10 protein-coding genes are annotated in these 14544 nt (G+C 72.7%); 5 read left to right on the top strand and 5 right to left on the bottom strand.

What is annotated here, in order from left to right; all coding sequences use genetic code 11:
• Position 1 precedes the first annotated feature (1 nt).
• Positions 2–649, top strand: coding sequence for a hypothetical protein (locus I5071_RS38455; protein ID WP_236518364.1), 648 nt, complete (start codon positions 2–4; stop codon positions 647–649).
• A complete protein-coding gene (locus tag I5071_RS38450; protein ID WP_236518363.1) occupies positions 646–978 on the top strand; it encodes a hypothetical protein in 333 nt (110 codons plus the stop codon). Before I5071_RS38455 ends, I5071_RS38450 begins: the two co-directional genes overlap by 4 nt.
• Here I5071_RS38450 and I5071_RS38445 read toward each other — a convergent pair.
• From I5071_RS38445 to tesB, 4 genes are all read right to left on the bottom strand, one after another.
• Positions 968–2905 (bottom strand): hypothetical protein, encoded by a 1938-nt coding sequence (locus tag I5071_RS38445; RefSeq protein WP_236518362.1) that lies wholly within the window; start codon positions 2903–2905, stop codon positions 968–970. The genes I5071_RS38450 and I5071_RS38445 overlap by 11 nt on opposite strands.
• 82 nt (positions 2906–2987) lie before the next feature.
• The gene (locus I5071_RS38440) at positions 2988–5603 is read right to left on the bottom strand and encodes a PAS domain-containing protein (protein ID WP_236518361.1); all 2616 of its coding nucleotides are present in this window, start codon (positions 5601–5603) and stop codon (positions 2988–2990) included.
• Positions 5604–5635: 32 nt separating this feature from the next.
• Positions 5636–6391 carry a hypothetical protein gene (locus I5071_RS38435; protein ID WP_236518360.1) on the bottom strand — a complete coding sequence of 252 codons (756 nt, stop codon included), beginning with the start codon at positions 6389–6391 and terminating at the stop codon, positions 5636–5638.
• Between the two features lie 58 nt (positions 6392–6449).
• Positions 6450–7313 carry an acyl-CoA thioesterase II gene (gene tesB / locus I5071_RS38430; protein WP_236607720.1) on the bottom strand — a complete coding sequence of 288 codons (864 nt, stop codon included), beginning with the start codon at positions 7311–7313 and terminating at the stop codon, positions 6450–6452.
• Here tesB and I5071_RS38425 point away from each other — a divergent pair.
• Entirely contained in the window at positions 7197–10226 is a 3030-nt protein-coding gene (locus I5071_RS38425) for an InlB B-repeat-containing protein (RefSeq protein WP_236518359.1), read from the top strand. The genes tesB and I5071_RS38425 overlap by 117 nt on opposite strands.
• 6 nt (positions 10227–10232) lie before the next feature.
• Here the strand turns inward: I5071_RS38425 and I5071_RS38420 are convergent, their stop codons facing one another.
• The gene (locus I5071_RS38420) at positions 10233–11174 is read right to left on the bottom strand and encodes a glutathione S-transferase family protein (protein WP_236518358.1); all 942 of its coding nucleotides are present in this window, start codon (positions 11172–11174) and stop codon (positions 10233–10235) included.
• A gap of 99 nt (positions 11175–11273) precedes the next feature.
• On the opposite strand from I5071_RS38420, the gene I5071_RS38415 reads away from it, so the two are divergent.
• Entirely contained in the window at positions 11274–12956 is a 1683-nt protein-coding gene (locus I5071_RS38415) for a CHASE domain-containing protein (protein WP_236518357.1), read from the top strand.
• A 165-nt stretch (positions 12957–13121) separates the two neighbouring features.
• Positions 13122–14159 carry a sigma-54 interaction domain-containing protein gene (locus I5071_RS38410; protein WP_236518356.1) on the top strand — a complete coding sequence of 346 codons (1038 nt, stop codon included), beginning with the start codon at positions 13122–13124 and terminating at the stop codon, positions 14157–14159.
• Positions 14160–14544: the final 385 nt, after the last annotated feature.

Below are 14544 nucleotides of genomic sequence, written 5' to 3'. Positions count from 1 at the left end.
CATGGCGATCGACGAGAAGACGATCGTCGAGGCGGTGTCGGGCCTCGGCATCCGTGGCAACGAAGAGGGGCTGATCCCGGCGTTCGGGCTGCACCTCACCCAGCACTTCGCGGACTACTACAACCGCATCTCGTTCGCGGTGGCGCGCGATCTCGAGGGCAGCGGGCTCGAGGAGGACGCGCGCGAGCTGCTCGTCGAGGCGGGCCACGTCTGCGCGTTCAACACGTTCGGCGGGATCATGCAGTCGGCCGAGTGGGAGGCCGTCGTCGCGCCGATGATCCAGACGCGCGAGGACTGGATCCGCGGGATGGTCGCGGTGGTCAACGCGTTCGGCTGGGGCGTGTGGCGCATCGAGGATCTCGCGCCCGGCAAGGAGCTGCGGATCTCGATCGACAACGCGTACGAGTGCACCGGCTGGGTGCGCGACTACCCGATCGGGAAGAACGCGCGCTGTTATCTCGCGACCGGCGGCGTCGCGGGGCTGATGAACCTGCTCTACGTGGGCGACATCACGCAGCGGCCGACGCTCGACGAGGACTACTACCGCCGGCTCTTCCGCGGCAGCGATCACTTCGTCGCCGACGAGACGAAGTGCCTCGCGCGCGGAGACGCGCGCTGCGAGATCGTCGCGCGCCGTCCGTCGCGGTGAGCGGCGAGCTCCTCGATCGCTTCACGGTCGGAGCGCTCGACGTCCGGGTGACGCGCTCGTGCGCGCGCCGTGATCTCTACGACGTGCGTGCGCCGGGCGCGCTGCCGCTCGCGCTGCGTGCCGCGATGGTCGCGCGGGCCGAGGGCGCGACGCTCGCGGGCAACGACCTGCTCTGGGTGATCGACGTGCCGCACGTGCATCGGATCACGGTGAGCGCGGCGTCGGGGCGCATCGCGGTGCTGCCGCGCATGGAGACCGAGAGGCCCGATCAGCGAGCGGCCGTGCTCGCGCTCTGCGAGTGGCTCGAGGGCGCGCTGCTCACGGGGTGAGGAGCGCGTCGACCAGCGACGAGGTCTCGGGGTCGAGCGGGAGCACGTCGGGTCGCGCGATCGCGACGGCGCGGAACGGGTAGCCGACGTCGATGCGCCCGTCGAAGCGCGGGACCTGGAGATCGTCGACGCCGGCGAGGATGCACGACTCGAGCGTCGCATCGACGTTCTCGCCGGAGGCGCGCGCGGCGAGGACCTCGCGGTGCGCCAGCGAGAGATGGAGCGTGACGTGCGCATGCCAGTCGGGGCGACCGGCGCGCGCGGCAGCGAGACATCCGCGCACCCGCGGCGCGAGCTGGACACGCACCATCCGGCGCAGGGTCTCGGCGGACGCGGTCGCGCGGATGCGGGCAGGCGGCGGGATGCGGATCCGCGGCGGACGCGCGCAGCGCGCGTAGAGGCCGTGGCCGATCGGCATCGCGGTGATCCACGACTGCACGCCCCCGATGCCGCCCGGCACGAGCGGAGGCCGGCGCGGGCGCATCCACTTGTCGACATCGCCGAGCACGCGGCGATCGAGCGCGAGCGCGTCGAACGAGCCCTGCGGCGCGAGCACGGCGTGGAGCGCGTCGCTCGGCGTCGAGGCGCGCACCGCGCGGGCGCCGACCACGAGACGCGATGCGCGCCCGGTGGTGACGAGCGAGAGCGGCTCGCCGCTGGGCACGGACGGGAGATCGATCGCGGGCTCACCGCGCAGCTCGAGGCGGGCGCGCGACGTGGGCTCGGCGACGATCGACGCGAGGTCGATGCCGTTCCCCGCGAACGAAGCGCCGAGCGCGAGCGTCATGGTCGAGGTGGTCGCGCTCGCGGCGCGCAGGGTCACGCCTCCGAACGGCGCATCGGACACGTTCGCGATCACGACGCGCGCTCCGCGCGACTCGAGCGCGACGAGATCGGCGCCGTCGAGCCATCCGTCGCCCACGACCACGACGAGCGGTGCGGTCGCGTCGTCGAGCGCGGAGAGCGCGAGCGCCGCGTCGAACGTGGTGCGCGAGCCGAGCGCGCCAGGCGCCTCGCTCGCGAGGTGGGCGGCATCGAGGGTGGCGGGGCTGCGCCACGTGTCGTCGTCCCAGCGCGCGCGGGCCGCGAAGCGCATCACCCGCACCCGCGAGCCGTCGGGCAGCGCCGCGAGCAGCGCGCGCAGCGTCGCTTCGACGCGCTCGGTCGGGACGTCGAGCATCGAGGGCGACGCGTCGATCGCGAGGATCACGTCGTGACGCTCGATGCGACGAGGCTCGACCAAGTGCGCATGCGCGCAGCGCGCGCCGACGCACTCGACGTCCGCGAGCACGCGCAGCGGCGAGGCGATGCGCGCCGAGATCGTCGCGTCCTCGCCCGGCGCGCCACCGGAGACCGAGAGCGTGTCGTGATCGGGCGCGACGAGCGTGATCGACGAAGGCGCGAGGCGCGCGTCGGCATCACGCGCCGGCAGCACGAGCGACGACACCCCGCCGCGCACCGCGAGCGGCGCGGCGTAGCGGACCGTGAGCACGAGGCGCGCGGCGCCACCGACCGGGGCCGCGCGCATCGTCACGCCGGAGGGTCGCCACGAGGCGCGCGCGATGGGTCGCGACGTTCGTCCCCGCGGCACACCGTGGAGCGCGATCGCGTAGGGATCGACGGGCCTCCCGCCGCTCGCGATCGCGCTCGAGAGCGCGCGACATCCACCGCCGGGACGACACACCTCGAGCGAGATCGCCTGGGCCCCTCGAGCCAAGGGCAGCACGTAGCCGACCTCGGCGCGCTGCGTCCCGTCGCGCGCGAGCTCGATGCGCACCGCGATCTCGGCGACTCCTTGCGTGAAGGTCACGCGCACGTCGTGCGTCACCTCGCGCACGTCCTCGGGCGCGTCGAGCGTCTGCGCGGCCGCGCGCGAGGAGCACGCGATCCCGACGAGCACCACGAGCACGGCTGCGCGACGTCGCACGCCGACTCCGACGCCACACGCGCGAAGAGGTTCCCGCTCAGCTGGAGTGCCCGGAGCGGGTGAGCCGATTTCGAACCTGCGCTCAGGAAGACTTCGCGCGCGCCGCCGCGTTGGCGACCACGAGGAGCAGCTCGGTGGGATCGAAGGGCTTCGCCACGTGCACGTCGAAGCCGGCGCGCAGCGCACGCGTGCGATCCTCGGTGCGCGCGAACGCGGTCAGCGCGACCGCGGGCACCCGCCCACCGTCCTCCACCGCGCGCCGACGCACCCGGTCGATCAGCGCGTACCCGTCCTCGCCCGGCATGCCGATGTCCGAGACGATCACGTCGGGCACGCGTGCATCGAGCCGCGCCAGCGCCTCGCTCACCGACGCGCTCGTCGTGACCTCGGCGCCGCATCCCTCGAGCACCGTGCGCAGCAGCTCGCGCGCGTCGCGCTCGTCATCCACCACGAGCACCCGCACGCCGTGCAGCGTCGGCGTGCACGCGGGCGGCGCCATCGCGGGCATCGAGGGCGAGCTCGGCGATCCACGCCGCGGCTCGGTGCGCTCGGGCGCGATCGGCAGCACGACGGTGAACGTCGCGCCGTGGCCCCGGCCCGCGCTGTGCGCGTGGATCGTCCCGCCGTGGAGCTCGACCAGGCTGCGCACGATCGCGAGGCCCAGGCCGAGCCCGCCCTTGCTGCGCGTCGTGCCCACCTCGGCCTGACGGAAGCGCTCGAACACGTAGGGCAGGAACGACGCGTCGATGCCCTCGCCGCTGTCGGTCACGGTGATCCGCAGCGCGTGCTCGATGCGCTCCGATCGCACGCGCACCGTGCCGCCCGGCGGCGTGAACTTCACCGCGTTGCTCAGCAGGTTGAACACGACCTGCTGCAGTCGATCGGCATCCCCGAGCATCTCGCTCGCCGCGGGATCGCGCTGCACCTCGACCGTCAGCTGCTTCGCGTCGGCCGCCGGGCGCATCGACTCGAGCGCGGCGTCGATCACGCGCGTCAGATCCACGCGCACCACCTCGAGCCGGATCTTCCCGCTCACCACGCGCGTCACGTCGAGCAGATCGTCGATGAGCTGCGCCTGGGCGCGCGCGTTGCGCGCGATCACCTCGACCGCGCGCGCGCGCTTGGCCTCGTCGAGCCCGCCCGTCTCGAGCAGGCGCGACCATCCCAGCATCGCGTTGAGCGGCGTGCGCAGCTCGTGGCTCACCATCGCGAGGAACTCGTCCTTCGCGCGGTTCGCCTCCTCGGCGCGCACCCGCTCGGTCTGCGCAAGCGCGAAGAGGCGCGCGTTCTCGAGCGCCGCGGCGGCGCGCCGTCCGAGCTCCTCCGCGAGCGCGAGATCCGCCGCGTCGTACGCGACACCCGACTCGCTGCGCCCGACCGAGAGCGCGCCCAGCACGCGGCCCTGCGCGCGCAGCGGCACGATCATCACCGAGCGCGGCGCGATCTGCTGCAGCAATCGCTCGTGCTCGGGCGACGTCGCGAATCGCTCGAGCATCGCGGGCTCGATGCGCGAGTACATCTCGGCGCGCCCGGTGCGGATCACCGCCGCATCCCCGAGCTCGGCGTCGTCGGGCCGCGGGAAACGCGCGACCTCCTCGCGGATCAGCGCGGCCTTCTCCGCCGAGCGATGGGTGAGCGCGGCGAGCGTGGTGCGCCCGTCCTCGCCGCGCAGGTACACCGCGCACCACTCGCCGACGTCGGGCACGAGCACGCGCGTGAGATCGGAGAGCACGACGTCGATGTCGAGCGACGCGCCGAGCTCCACGCTCGCGCGCGCGAGCAGATCGAGCGCGCGCTCGGCGCGCCGTCGATCGCTCACGTCGTGCACCAGCGCGACGAAGCCCTCGACGTCGCCGCCCGGACCGAGCACCGGCGCGTAGGTCGCGTCGACCCAGCGCTTGCCACCGTGCGCGTAGGGGATCTCGTCCTCGAACGCGACGCGCTCGCCGCGCAGCACCGCGTCGAGCCGCGGCCGCACGATCTCGTGCGCGCGCTCGCCGACGACGTCCTGCATGCGCCGCCCGACGTAGGTGCGCGCGACGGGCCCGAACCAATGCTCGTAGGACTCGTTGCACCAGCGATAGACGAGGTCGCGATCGACGTACGCGACCAGCGCGGGCACCGTGTTGATGATGACGCGCAGCTGCTCCTCGCTGCGCCGCAGCGCGGCCGCCGTCTCGGCGAGCCCCTCGAGCTGCGCGTGGTCCTGGCTCGCGCTCGCGCGCGCGACCTTCACCGCCTCGGTGACCTCGGTCGCGATCGCGACCACACCGTCGACCTCGCCCGACGCGCGCCGCACCGGGTGCAGGCTGAAGGTGAAGTACGCCTCCTCGCGCACACCGGTGCCGCGACGGTCGTAGTCGCCGCGATGCTCGTACGCGACGAAGGGCTCGCCCGTCGCGTACACACGATTCCAGAGCGCGTGCGCGTCCTCGTCGAGCTCGGGGAACGCGTCGCGCAGCGTGCGACCGACGAGCGCGCGCGGCGCGAACATCTCGGCATAACGCCGGTTCACGAAGCGGTAGACGTGCTCGGGGCCGCGCCAGATCGCGATGCCCACCGGCGCCTGCGCGAGTGCGGCCTGGAGATCCTCGCGATCGAGATCGCCGCCGCCCGCGTCCTGCAGATCGGAGACGATCGATGCGAGCGGGCGCGCATCGAGCGCGCCCTTCCCCCCGGGCTCGCTGTGCTGAGACACGCGCCGAGCTTAACTCCCGGCGCGGTCCCTGATCACGACTTACCGCGCGCCACGATCTCTTCGGCGACGGTGCGCAGCTCGGGCGTCCAGCGCGCGAGGTCGGGCACCAGCGCCGCGATGTCGATTCCCGCGGCCGCGAACGCGGCGTCGTGGGTGCCGAGCACCGACACGAGCGCCTCGAGCGCACCGCGGCGCTCCTGCTCGAACGCGCGCATGCGCTCCTCGCCGAGCGGGGCGAGCTCGCGCTCGAGCTCCGCGATCTGCCCGTCGATCTCGTCGCGCTTGGCGCGCGCGGCGGCGAGCTTCTTCTCGAGCGTCTCGCGGCGGCGCTCTTCGCCCTTCGACAGGCCCTGCGCCATCTTCGCCTCGGCGCGCGTGACGGCGTACACCCGGCCCTCGACGACGCGGACGGCGTCGGCGAGCTCGGGGTGATCGGCGATCGTGATCGCGCGGCGCAGCTCGGCCTGCTTCTTCTCGAGCGCGTCGAGCTCGGCCTGGAGGCGGCGGCGATCCGAGATCGGCTCGGCCGCGACGGTGCCGGGCGACGACGCGCTCTCGGCGGCCGGCGTCTCGGTCGATGCGGCCTCGTCCGTCGGGGCGGCCTCGGCGTCGCTGGGCGCCGCCTCGGCCATCGGCTCGCTCTCGGTCGGCGCGGCCTCGGCCGCGGGCGTCTCGGTCTCGGTGGTCTCGACGGGTGTCGCGAGGCTCGCCTCCGCGCTCGTCGTCTCGGCCTTCACCGCGCGCTTGCTGCGCTTCGGCGTCTCGCTGCTCTCGTCGGTGGCATCCATAGCGGCCGACGTGGATAGGTGAACGCCCGTTCGCCTGCAAGCGAGATCACACGAGGTCTCACGGCTGCTGCGGGCGCAGGCGGATCAGACCTTCCTGCGCGGTCGACGCGACGAGGCGTCCGTCCCGCGTGAACACGCGCCCGCGCACCAGCCCGCGCGCGCCGTGCGCGGCCGGGCTGTCGATCACGTGGAGCAGCCAGTCGTCGACCCGGAAGTCCTGGTGGAACCACATCACGTGATCCACCGACGCGACCTGCATGCCCGGGGTGAGCCACGTGACGCCGTGAGGACGCAGCGAGGTCGTGACGAACGAGTAGTCCGACGCGTAGGCGAGCAGATACCGATGCAGCGCGCGATCGTCGGGCAGCTTCCCGACCGTCTTGAGCCACACCATGCGGGTGGGCGGGCGCGGCGCGGGCACGAAGGGATCCTCGGCCTCGTCGACCGGGCGCAGCTCGAACGGGCGCTCCGCGACCGCACGCTCGCGCAGCCCGCGCGGCAGGCGACCGGCATAGCTCGCGATGCGCTCCTGCTCGGTCTTCAGCGACTCGGGCGGCGGCGCCTCGGGCATCGCGTCCTGGTGCGCGAAGCCGTCTTCGACGATCTGGAACGACGCCTGGAGGTTCAGGATCGGCTGGCCGTTCTGGATCGCGACCACGCGGCGCGTGGTGAACGAGCTGCCGTCGCGGATGCGATCGACGTCGTAGACGATCGGCTTGGAGACGTCGCCGGGGCGCAGGAAATAGGCGTGCAGCGAGTGCGCCGCGCGATCCTGGGGCACGGTCTGCAGCGCCGCGGAGAGCGCTTGTCCGAGCACCTGCCCGCCGAACACGCGGCCCCAGCCGAGATCCTGGCTCTGCCCGCGGAAGAGGTTCTCCTCGATCTTCTCGAGCGCGAGGAGCTTCACCAGCTCGTCCAGCACCTTGCTCATCGGGCGCGCACCCTATCACGCGTCCCGCGCCCGCGAGGACGCAGCTCCGGTACCATCACGCCCATGCGGACATCGTGGCTCGTCGCGTTCGTTGTCGCTGGCTGTGCGAGCTCCCAGCCAGCGCTCTCGGCACCCGGTTTGGACGCGCTGCGCAGCGCGGGATCGACGCACATCGAGACACGCGCGGGTCAGCGCATCGCGATCCACGCGAGCACGCTCGACGGCACACCGGTGGTCGAGTGGTGGCGCGCGACCGCTCGCGGCCTCGAGCAGGGCTTCGACGTGCCACACCCTGCGAGCGAGCACCCTCTGCGAGTCAGGCTCGAGATCCGAGGCGAGCTCTCTCCGCGGCTCGAGGGTCCCGATCGCGCGCTCCTCGTCGATCGACACGGAGTCGTGCGGATGCACGTCGCCGAGCTCGCGACCATCGACGCGCGGGGCGAACGCCTTCCGACCTCGTTCGTCCTCCACGAAGGAGCGCTCGAGATCGTCGTCGACGATCGCGACGCGGAGTATCCGCTCGTGATCGATCCCCTCTACACCGCGACCGAGCACGTCCTCCTTCCCGCCATCGAGTCGCCCAACGTCGCATACAGCGTGGCCGGCACCCGCGATCTCGCGGTGGTGGGTGCGCCGTACGCTCCCGCGACTGCGGCGCTCGCGCAGGGAGGCGTGGTCGTCTTCCGTCGCGCGGGCCCGAGCTTCGTCGAGGGGCCCACGCTGCGCCGGCCCGCGGGCGTCGGCGCGAGCCTCTTCGGGCGCATCGTCGCCACGGATGGCACGCGCATCGTCGCCGCGAGCGCAGGCCCCGCGGACGCGGCCGTGGTGTACGTCGCGGACGGCGATGCGTTTCGCGAGGAAGCGGTGCTGGTGCCGGCGGCCTCATTCGAGCTCGTGACGCTGCGCGCGCTCGCCTTCGACGGCGACACGATCGCGCTCGGCACCGAGGAGCGCGACGAGACCGGCACGACCGTCGCCGCCGTTCACGTGTTCCGTCGGAGCGACGCCGCGTGGACCGAGGAAGCACGGTTCGCGGCGGTCGCGGCGACGTCGTTCGGCAGCGCGCTCGACCTCGACGGAGACACCCTCGTGATCGGTGCGCCCGGCACCACGATCGGGGGGCGCGAGCGCGCGGGGCGCGTCTTCGTCTACACGCGCTCGGTCTCCGCGTGGAGCGAGACGGCGGCGATCTCGGGGACGAGCGCGAACTGGTACTTCGGCGCCGGCGTGGCGGTCGAGAGCGACGTCATCGCGATCGGCGAGCCGGGCTTCGATCGTGCGATCCCCGGCTGGGGCACGGCGCCCGATGTCGGACGCGTGCACGTCCATCGGTTCGCGAGCGGCGCGTGGCCGCGCGAGCTGCTGCTCGATCGCGGCGGCGGTGACCGCGATGCCGTCGGCGGCCGGCTCGAGATCGAGGGGAACATCCTCGCGATCGGCGGCGAGGGCGCGGTGATGATCTGGGAGCACGATGGGTCCACCTGGCGCCAAGCGAACGCCGCGTTCGACCAAGCGGGACCGATCGACGACACGTACTTCGGGGCCGCGATCGACCTCGCCGGGACGACGCTGATCGTCGGCGATCCGAACCGGCGGTGGGCCGATCGCGCGGAGCGCGGCGCCGCCTTCGTGCACGATCTCGCGCAGGGGCCGCAGGTCCGCGCGCGAGTGATCGAGGGTGAGGGCTCGATCGTCGCGGACGTCCCCTACCTCTATTGCGGGCTCACGTGCGAGTGGGCCTATCCGCCCGGAACGACGCTGACGCTGACCGCGCAGGGACAGATCGGCTGGGAGCTGGCGAGCTGGGGCGGCGCATGCGCAGGGGCGACCGATGCGTGCACCATCGTCGTCGGCACGGGAGACGTCGACGTCGAAGCGACGTTCCGGCGCGGCGTGGACGTCGGCGAGGTGTGTCGCGTCGATCTCGATTGCGACAGCGGCCACTGTGTGGACCAGGTGTGCTGCGATCGCGACTGCGGCGGGTCGAGCACCGACTGCTCGGCGTGCAGCGTGGCTGACGGCGCGGTCGCCGACGGCGTATGCACGGTGTTCGGCCCCGAGGTCACGTGCCGCCCCGGAGCCGAGTGCGAGCCCGCCGAGCACTGCGATGGAACTTCGTTCGAGTGCCCGCCCGACACCGGCTTCACGCCCGCGGGGACGATCTGCCGCGAGGCCAACGGCGCGTGTGATGCGGTCGAGGTCTGCACCGGAGCCAGCGCCTTCTGCCCGACCGACCGAAACGCGCCTTCGAGCACGGTCTGTCGACCGGTCGCCGGCGACTGCGACATCGAGGAGACGTGCACCGGCACGAGCCGCACGTGCCCCTTCGATCGCTTCCAGTCGAGCGCCATCGTGTGCCGCGCCGCGGTGTCGCGCTGCGATCGCGCCGAGCGTTGCGGCGGAACGAGCCCCACATGCCCGATCGATCGCGGCGAGCCCGACGGTGCGTTCTGCGACGACACGTCGATCTGCAACGGCATCGAGCGCTGCATGGCAGGCGCGTGCGTGTCGCCGGGCCCGCTCGAGTGCGAAGCCGATGGCGATCCCTGCACGGCGCACCTGTGCACCGAGCCGGCGGGGTGCGAGGTCGTCGCGATTCCAGGGTGCGTTCCGCCGGAAGACGGCGGCGTCGCCGACGCGGGCGCGATCGAGCTCGATTCGGGCACGATCGACCTCGACGCGGGCAGCGACGCCGGCGCGCGCGACCCGGACGCTGGCGCAGGTGATGCGGGGCCCGTGCTCGCAGATGCTGCGCCGGCGATCGACGGCGGCGCTGGCGCGGATCCGACGCCCTCGTGTGGCTGCCGCGCGATCACGACGTCGCGCTCGCCGCGGCTCGTCTGCGTGGGCGCGTTGCTCATCGCGCTCGCGATGGCGCGACGGCGGCGGCGCACGATGGTGTGATCGCGATCAGCCGCGCCCGTGAGGCGCGTCGAGATCGAGCGTCGGACCGAGCGGCACGATGCGCGTCGGGTTCACCGCGTCCTGGCTCCAGTAGTAGTGCGTCTTGATCGCGTCGAGGTCGCACGTCTCGCGCACGCCGGGTGTCTGGTACACGTCGCGCACGAAGCCCCAGAGCGCCGGGTAGTCCTGGATGCGGTGGAGGTTGCACTTGAAGTGCGCGTAGTAGACGAGGTCGAAGCGCAGGAGCGTCGTGAAGAGCGCGACGTCCGCCTCGGTCATCGTGTCGCCGCACAGGAAGCGCTGCTTCTCGAGCACCTCGTTCCAGCGATCGAGCGCGACGAAGAGCTCGCGGCACGCGTCGTCGTACGCCTGCTGCGACTTCGCGAACCCCGCGCGATACACGCCGTTGTTGATGGGCTCGTAGATCGCGTCGAGCACCTCGTCGATGCGCGCGCGCAGCGAGCCCGGCGCGAGCGAAGGCTCGCGCGTCGCGAGCGCCTCGAGCTCGACGTCGAGCATCCGCATGATCTCGCGCGACTCGTTGTTCACGATCGTCGCGCGCTCGCGATCCCAGAGCACCGGCACCGTCACGCGCCCGGTGTAGTCGCGCTTCGCGCGCAGGTACACGTCGCGCAGGAACTGCGAGGGCCCGATCGGATCGGGATCGCGCGCATCGAAGGGCCAGCCGTCGGCGCCCATGTGGGGATCGACGACGGTCACCGAGATCGCGTGCTCGAGCCCGCGCAGCGCGCGCGTGATCAGCGTGCGATGCGCCCACGGGCACGCGGTCGAGACGTAGAGGTGATAGCGACCCGCGACCGGCGGGTGATCGCCGCTCCCGTCGGCGCGGATCCACCCGTGGAACTTCGTGCGCGGGCGCTGGAAGCGCCCCTCCGCGTCGGGCGCGTACCACTCGGTGCTCCACTTCCCGTCGACGAGGTGACCCATGCTCCGGAAGGTAGCTCCGGGACGGCCGCAGGGGTGTCCGGTCCTGGCCACTGGCCCTCCGCGTCGCGGGGACGATGTGGCCACGGAGCCGCCGCGCTCATGACGCCCGACACCGCGCCCCGACGAGGCTCGAGCACGCCGTGGATCGTGCTGGTCGCGTCGATCGCGCTGGTCGCGTTCGCGGCGGTGGTGGCCGCGCAGTGGGTCGAGTCCCAAGCGCGCCTGCGTCGCGAGCGCGCGACCGCCGAGGTGGTGCGCGTCGTCGAGCGCCGGATGGACACCTACGTCGCGCTGCTCCGCGGCGTGGCCGCGCTCTTCGCGTACGACGAGGACGTCGACCACGAGGGCTTCGCGCAATTCGTGCAGCACCTGCGGCTCGAGGACTACCCCGGGATCCAGGGCCTCGGCTGGTCCGAGCGCATCACCCCGGAGCGGCAGGGCGCGGTGCTCGCGCGCATCGACGGCACAGCCCCCCGGCTGTGGCCCGATCAAGCGCCCGATCGCGATCGCCACGCGATCGTGTTCCTCGAGCCACTCGACGCGCGCAATCGCGCGGCGATCGGCTTCGACATGCACAGCGAGGCGTCACGTCGCGAGGCGATGGACCGCGCGCGCGACGAGGGCGTGCCCGCGGCGACCGAGGTCGTGCGCCTGGTGCAGGAGATCGACGACGAGGTCCAGCCGGGGTTCCTCATCTACGTGCCGGTCTACGAAGGCGGCGACGTGCCGAGCACGCTCGAGGAGCGGCGCGCGCGCCTGCGCGGGTTCGCGTACGCACCGTTCCGCGCCGGCGATCTCTTCCGCGCGATGTTCCCCGACGGCTTCGGCGCGCACCTCTCGATCCACGACGGCACCGCGGCCCATCCCTCGCACGAGCTCTTCGAGATCGAGGCGAGCGGGCACACCGGCGCGCCGCACGTCGAGCGGGTGCAGATCGCAGGGCGCCCCTGGACGTTGGTGGTGCGGCCGCGCGCCGACGCGGTCTCCGACTCGCGGGTGGTCGCGATCGCGATCGGGCTCGTGGGCGGCCTGCTCACGCTGCTCGCGTTCCGCTCGGCATGGGCCGAAGCACGCGCTCGAGAGCGTGCCGAGCGCGCGCTCGCGATCGAAGCGCGCCACGCGCAGTTCCGCGAGACGTTCCTCGGCGTGCTGGGCCACGACCTGCGCAACCCGCTCTCGGCGGTGCGCACCACCGCGCAGGCGCTCCAGCGCTCGCCCGGCATGGACGCGACCACCCGCCGTGCCCTCGAGCGGATCGTGCGCAGCACCGATCGTGCGATCCGCATGGTCGCGCAGCTGCTCGACGTGACGCGGGTGCGGCTGGGAGGAGGGCTGCCGATCGAAGCGCGCCCGGTCGCGCTCGCGCCGCTGCTGCGCGAGGTCGTCGACGAGCTGTGCTCGACCCACGACGTGCGGTTCGAGCTCGAGCTCGACGAGCGGCTCGAGGTGCACGCCGATCCCGATCGCCTCGCGCAGGTGCTCTCGAACCTCGCGAGCAACGCGCTCACCCACGGGGCTCCGCCGTTCCGGGTGAGCGCTCGCGCCGAGGACCGCGTCGCGCACATCGAGGTGGTGAACCAGGGCGAGCCGATCCCGCCCGACGTGCTCGCGACGCTCTTCGATCCCTTCGTGCGCGGAGAGCGCGGCGGCAAGCGCGAGGGGCTCGGCCTCGGGCTCTACATCTCGCAGCAGATCGCGATCGCCCACGGAGGATCGCTCGACGCGACGTCCGAGGCCGAGCGGGGCACGCGCTTCGTGGTGCGCCTGCCGCTCGCGGGGTGACGTATACGTCGCGTATACGGTTTCGTGCGGCGACCTGTTGGTCTCCCGGTCCCGCAAGGGCACCCTGATATGCGTGAGACCCTTGCTCTACATGCAGTCCGAGGGCCCCCACCGAGCCCCCGCCCGTATACTCGTGCGCATCCATATCCGCATGGGAGCGCGGCGATGAGCGCGCCGGCTTGGTCCCTCGGGCCGCGCGAGGAGGATCTCGCGGCGCGCTTTCCGCGCGTCATCGGTCGCTCCGAGCGCACGGCCGAGCTGCGCCGTCAGCTCGCGGCTGCGGCGGGGTGCGAGGCGACGGTGCTGCTGCGCGGCGAGAGCGGCACCGGCAAGGAGGTCGCGGCGTGGTCGATCCACGAGGCGAGCGAGCGACGTCGCGGGCCGATGGTGGTCGTCGACTGCAGCGCGATCGCGAGCGAGCTGATCGAGAGCGAGCTCTTCGGTCACGAGCGTGGCGCGTTCACCGGCGCGCTCGGCCCACGCGCCGGCCTCTTCGAGGTGGCGAGCGGAGGCACGATCTTCCTCGACGAGATCGGCGAGCTCCCGCTCGCGATGCAGCCGAAGCTGCTGCGCGTCCTCGAGAGCCGCACGGTGCGCCGGGTCGGTGGCCAGAAGAACGTGGCGGTCGACGTGCGCGTGGTGTGCGCGACCCATCGTGATCTCCGCGCCGAGGTGCGCGCCGGACGCTTCCGCGAGGATCTCTACTTCCGGCTCGCGGTGCTGTGCGTGGAGCTGCCGGCGCTGCGGGCGCGGCGCGACGACGTGCCGCTGCTCGTCGAGCACTTCCTCCATCAACAGAGCTGCAAGCAACAGAGCGCGAGCGCGGCCGCGGTGATGGCGCGCATCGCGCGCGAGCGACGCCACGAGCTGGTGCAGCACGACTGGCCGGGCAACGTCCGCGAGCTGCGCAACCACGTGGAGCGCTGCGCGGCATTCGGGCGCTGGGTCCCGCTCGACGGCAATCCCGAGCCCGAGCTCGCGCGCGAAGAGCCCTCGGGCGAGCACCGCGTCGCCGCGATCCTCGGCGTCGACGGATCGAAGGCGTACGCCGACGAGAAGCAGAAGTGGGTCTCGCTGTTCGAGCGCGCGTACCTCGAAGAGCTGCTGCGCGTGCACGACGACAACGTGAAGGCAGCAGCGAGGACGGCGGGGATCGATCGAGCCTATCTGTACCGGCTCTTGTACCGGCACGGACTGCGCTGATCGGGGAACAGCCGAGCAGGCGGCAGGAGGCACGGGGGCGGCGTCACGCGAGACGAGCACGAGCACGCTCGTGCTCGGCGGGCGTGGTCGTTCGCTTCCACACCCGTCGCCGTCCCGCGCTTCGCGCGTGACCTCGACTCCACACCCGTCGCCGTCCCGCGCTTCGCGCGTGCCGTCGGCTCCATCCAGGCGAATGCGCAGCAGAGCCCGGCTGATCCAGGCGAATGCGCAGCAGAGCCCGAACCGCGAGCGTCGGGGCCGCGGCGAAGCGCGGACCCGTCGCGAGCCATCTCACCCCGACCAAGTGAGACGGCAGAACCGCGGTCTCGGGCGCGTGGGGGTGGGTCCGACGCCCTCGTGCGACGGGGGCTCGCAGACTCCGACC

It is taken from the genome of Sandaracinus amylolyticus, assembly GCF_021631985.1.
GTDB classification, from domain to species: Bacteria; Myxococcota_A; Polyangia; order Polyangiales; family Sandaracinaceae; genus Sandaracinus; species Sandaracinus amylolyticus_A.
The sequence above is the reverse complement of the archived record's forward strand: the minus strand, read 5'-3'. Positions and strand labels throughout refer to the sequence as shown.

Bases quoted from the DNA above. Each gene is read 5' to 3' on its own strand.
- I5071_RS38455 (WP_236518364.1), top strand. From the start codon at position 2: ATGGCGATCGACGAGAAGACGATCGTCGAGGCGGTGTCGGGCCTCGGC.
- I5071_RS38435 (WP_236518360.1), bottom strand. From the start codon at position 6,391: ATGGATGCCACCGACGAGAGCAGCGAGACGCCGAAGCGCAGCAAGCGC.
- I5071_RS38420 (WP_236518358.1), bottom strand. From the start codon at position 11,174: ATGGGTCACCTCGTCGACGGGAAGTGGAGCACCGAGTGGTACGCGCCC.
- I5071_RS38415 (WP_236518357.1), top strand. From the start codon at position 11,274: ATGACGCCCGACACCGCGCCCCGACGAGGCTCGAGCACGCCGTGGATC.
- I5071_RS38410 (WP_236518356.1), top strand. From the start codon at position 13,122: ATGAGCGCGCCGGCTTGGTCCCTCGGGCCGCGCGAGGAGGATCTCGCG.